The organism is Acinetobacter sp. YH12249, assembly GCF_013417475.1.
Classification (GTDB): Bacteria; Pseudomonadota; Gammaproteobacteria; order Pseudomonadales; family Moraxellaceae; genus Acinetobacter.
Genome location: NZ_VPDX01000056.1, coordinates 1 through 4,467 on the forward strand (window position 1 = coordinate 1; position 4,467 = coordinate 4,467).

At 32.9% G+C, this 4,467-nt stretch carries 5 protein-coding genes; 1 reads left to right on the forward strand and 4 read right to left on the reverse strand.

Going from position 1 to position 4,467, the window contains the following annotated elements:
* Positions 1 to 75: 75 nt before the first annotated feature.
* The 4 genes from FTV25_RS15595 to FTV25_RS15610 all read right to left on the reverse strand — a co-directional run bounded on the left by FTV25_RS15595 (position 76) and on the right by FTV25_RS15610 (position 2,748).
* Entirely contained in the window at positions 76 to 219 is a 144-nt protein-coding gene (locus FTV25_RS15595) for a hypothetical protein (protein ID WP_179997555.1), read from the reverse strand.
* A gap of 12 nt (positions 220 to 231) precedes the next feature.
* The gene (locus tag FTV25_RS15600; protein ID WP_223154292.1) at positions 232 to 792 is read right to left on the reverse strand and encodes a plasmid replication DNA-binding protein; all 561 of its coding nucleotides are present in this window, start codon (positions 790 to 792) and stop codon (positions 232 to 234) included.
* Positions 793 to 851: 59 nt separating this feature from the next.
* Entirely contained in the window at positions 852 to 1,784 is a 933-nt protein-coding gene (gene repM, locus FTV25_RS15605; protein ID WP_180009816.1) for a replication initiation protein RepM, read from the reverse strand.
* Between the two features lie 628 nt (positions 1,785 to 2,412).
* Positions 2,413 to 2,748, reverse strand: a complete 336-nt coding sequence (locus FTV25_RS15610) for a hypothetical protein (protein WP_002124970.1) — start codon at positions 2,746 to 2,748, stop codon at positions 2,413 to 2,415.
* Between the two features lie 588 nt (positions 2,749 to 3,336).
* Between FTV25_RS15610 and FTV25_RS15615 the strand changes: the two genes are divergently transcribed.
* Complete coding sequence (locus FTV25_RS15615) at positions 3,337 to 3,768, forward strand: hypothetical protein (protein WP_180004488.1); 432 nt, start codon at positions 3,337 to 3,339, stop codon at positions 3,766 to 3,768.
* The last annotated feature ends 699 nt before the right edge of the window (positions 3,769 to 4,467 follow it).

A 4,467-nucleotide genomic window follows, 5' to 3' on the forward strand; every position in this document is an offset into this window, starting at 1 on the left:
TTTTTGTGGATTTTTCATGTTCCACGCTTAATAAGTGAACAATGTTCCACGATCTTGATTAGGTCAATTGAATAATCAGGATGCCTGGTCTTTTTCTTTTTGGCGTTCATTCAGATCTTTTTTGAGTGCCTTTTTATCTTGGTACGATGCAATCAGCATGATCGGGATCAGCAGCGGGGCCACAATAATTCCCAGGGCAATGTCTTTCAGTTTCGGCATGATCTCTCTCCCTTAGTCATTATCAAAAACAGCATTCAGCACACGGCCAAATAAGCCACGTTTTTTAGGTTCTGGTTCAACATGCTCAGGAAGATGGATCCGTTTACTCTCGGAAGTAGTCAATTCGTCATAGTTAGAGTCAGTCTGTGACCGAGGATCCGTTGCTATATTTGAATTTGTAGATTCATTTAGCTTATCAATATTTTCTTGTTGTGACTGTTCTAAGGTGCCTTTAAACTCAATTCTATGAGTAAGATCTTCAATATGCTGCATCAAAGACTTTTCTCTTTGATTTGCTAAATCTAACTGATTTTTTAGTAAAGAAATCTGATCTTTTAATAGATTTTCGACTTCAGATTGAACGTGTACCTGTACATCCTTCTGAACTTGTTCAGTACGTGTACTGGACTGAACACCTATTGGGTTGCCATAAACTCTGATAAGTTCAGATAAGTCTATTAGACCATCATTATCTCTTGATAATTCACCATTTTTTAAAGCCTCATATATTGTTGTCCGTGATTTTTTAAAGGCTTTACTTGCGTCCATAACGCTAAATTTTGTAGTGTTCAATACAATCCCTCTGTTCATGTACAAGGATGTTCAGGTGAGCATATTACTGAACATTATCTTTATTTTGTTTGAAAGCCAACCTTTACTAGATATGGATATAGTTCTTTAAATTTTTCAGCATCTAATAGCATTTCGGCAATTCGTACGGCAAATTGCGGATAGCTTTCGGTGCCTTGAGAATACTTACTCATTTCAGGCAGTTCTGACAATTTGTTAGCAAATAAATGACGCTGAGCATCTGTTAACTTGGTGAAAATATCTAAGGTGTTTTGATCTCTAGCTTCTAGATTTGGTTTGTTAACGTTTTTCTTTTGCTTAAATGAGAATGAAAAGCCATAAATTGAACGTCCTTTTTTATGCTGCTCATATTTAACAGTGATATCTGTAAACTCATTAACTTGAGCTATAGCTAGATGTAAGACTCTGTCTTTAAAGTTCCCCATTCTTGTGTACTCATCATCAAGCACACCAATTTTTTTTCTAAACTCTTCAAGCTCTATAACAGGAGTTTGGCCAGTGCTACGCCATGCGATCAATAATTCATATAGGCGTACAGCATAAGCACTACTGAGATTACTAACTTGCTGTAATTCATACTTAGTGAACTGTTCTTCGAGTTTAGTAATTAATGGAACAATAGCAGGTGCAAAAATTAACTTAACAGTCGCTTCAGCATCAATATAACGAATCTCACTAACCCATCGGCTTAGTACGTTTTCGATGTTTCCTCGTTTATTTATTTCTTGATAGCTAAATTGTCTAGCAAATAAATCTTTTGAAGCATCCTTTAATGCTTGATAGGCAGTCTGTCTTGCAACATTGAATTGATTGATATAGCTATCTGCGTGGACTTCTAAAGGGTTGTTTGCATTAATTCCTTTACCACTTTCTCTTGCTTCAACAATAGCTAAAAGAATAAGTCGCTGTTCAACTAGATCTAGGTTATAGCTTGCGTTAATTAAAGCATTATCTTTTACAACTAGATCTCGCATGTTATTAGTCTACTTTTTTATTTCTGAATATAAATCTATATAAAATATTATGTAGTTAAATGCAAGGTAAACGTAGTTAAATCTACAAAAAATAATATGTAGACTTATGGTAGGTAAACGTAGTCATATTGGTAGGTAAACGTAGTCATATTGGTAGGTAAACGTAGTCATATTGGTAGGTAAACGTAGTTATATAGCCTTTGAAATCCTTGTAAACAAAGGCTTTCAGAGAGTCTAAAAGCATTAAAAACTTTAAAAATAATTAAAAGCCCAGGCAAAGAAAAATTGCCCTTGGTTTTCGCTACGCTCAAACTCTATTGAATCTCGCTTTCGCTCGATTCGTCGGGGCAATTTTTTGGCTCATCTTGATGTGACTTTAATAAAAAGCAAAAGCACGATGAATTCGCTTCGCTCATAGAGCTTTTTTACTCGCTACGCTCTATCTAGACTCAATTTTCTGCATGTGATTTACGCTTATTTAGGCTTCAAAGCCTAAAAAGCTGTTTTTCAGAGGGTCTAAGCGCGAATTTCAGCGATTTCACTCGTAGACACTCGTTCTGTACCTTTCACTGTGAATTTGAGCTTAAATCGCAAACAGGCAGCATTTAGAGCTATATTTAAAGAGGACTTAGATTAATTCCTTATCATTTGTTCCATGATCAAATTTAAATTTCTCAGGTCGCTTCTGTAGCTTTTCAAGATTTCTTTGAGCATTCGTTATTTTTTGGCTAGAACTAGAAGCAGTATCCAGGTTCACTGATTTTTCTATTTTATTTGAATGTGGCTTTTTTTCACTGATTCCCATTTTACTCAAATTTCGTAAAACTGAACTGTAAGAAATATTGTTCGCTAGCTCAGGTAAATCAGCGTGGATTTCCTTAATTGTATAACCAGCTTCTAGCCGTTTTTCTATTTCTGGTAATACAGAGATGATGAATTTCTTAGCGCCATGTCTGGTGACCATAATGACTTCCTCTTTCTTTAATTTATGCAATTATGTGCAACTATATGCAATTAAGAGCTTTTATACGATTTTATATGAAATTATCTGCAACTATAAGCTTTTAAATGGTTTTTATTCATTTTGATGTGCAATTATATGCGTTTATGTGCAATTGAACTTTCAGTGATATTGGCAAGATGTGTAATGTTGACCAACATGCAAGCATATTTACCCTCATTACTTCCACTTATTCGCCTTTCAGGCTCAACGTGGAATCTTGTCCTGCGGAGCTGCTGGCATAGCCAAAATGTAATTCAAGATGCTTTTGAGATCCTGAGGACGGCCAATATAAGGTCAGTATTAATCAAGATTTTTTAAACATTAAAATCTTGCATTTATGGCCCTGTAAGCCTTTCTATACGTGCGTTTCAGAAAAAAAGTGTATAGGTGTGATGCCTTGTATAGTGGCGTTAGCCTGATGAATTTCGTATATGAGATTTTATGTTAAATGGATACAGCTTTTGAAAATTTTAACTTTGAATCAGAGATTTCATTTTTAATATGATAAAACCAAAGGATAAAGAAAATTTTGATTTAGGTATGTCATAAGTGAATTTTTCAGGTGATGTAGAGGTTTTTTTATCTTGTCTTGGAACTAAAGAGTCAAGTTCAGATATTTTGAAAGCAGTTATTCTTGTTGCAAGTGAGTTTGACTCATTAGAGACTAATTTTGGTGGAGAAAAGTTATCCTATTGGCAATTTTTTAAGAGAGGTATTACGTTCGGGTTTAATGAACATCAGATACTAGATACCATTTTCATCTACGTCAAAGAGAATGAAGAATATTACCCATACCCATTTTTAGAAAATCTGATCACAGGTATTAATCACAAAAGTACGATGCAATCTGTAGCTAATTTATTTGGAACCCCCGAAAGAGAAAGTAATAGTTGGCTTAAATACAAAATATTTGATAATTATTTACATTTTGAGTTTGATAATTCATTAGAATTGAAACAAATTACAATGGGACAATATTGATACCATATTATTAATTTTTATGTGTTTTTTAAATTTAAACCCTAGATCTGAGTCTAGGATTTTTCAATTTCGTATAACCGCCATTATGTTAAATGAAAATAAATGAGTTAAAGAGCAGCTTCTAGCAGAACTATCATTAAAAGCTGAAAACATAGATATATGATTGATGCATATATCATTATCTGAGACATTTTATCTAAACTAAAAAAAGTGTAGCTTATTAAAATATTTAAAAAAATTACTAAAATTGTAGAAAAAAGGATATTCAAAAAATTATTAACTTTATGTTTTTTTATAAACCTAAAGATTATATAAATGAGCAAACTTGATGCTGAATTTATACAAAATATAATTGGGTAAAATAGCATGAAAAAGAAATTTGATATTGAAATTATGAATCCAAATATATTTAATCCGATAAAAATTTTCCAAAATTTATGCATATTTTACTCATTAATTATCAATTTTTTCTAAAATTAACATAATACACCTTATACGAAATGCTCTAAATTATTTGTTTTAATTCAATAGTTTATTTCGTATTGAAAAGCCCAACTCAGCTGAGTTGGGCTTTTTTGTGGATTTTTCATGTTCCACGCTTAATAAGTGAACAATGTTCCACGATCTTGATTAGGTCAATTGAATAATCAGGATGCCTGGTCTTTTTCTTTTTGGCGTTCATTCAGATCTTTTTTGAGT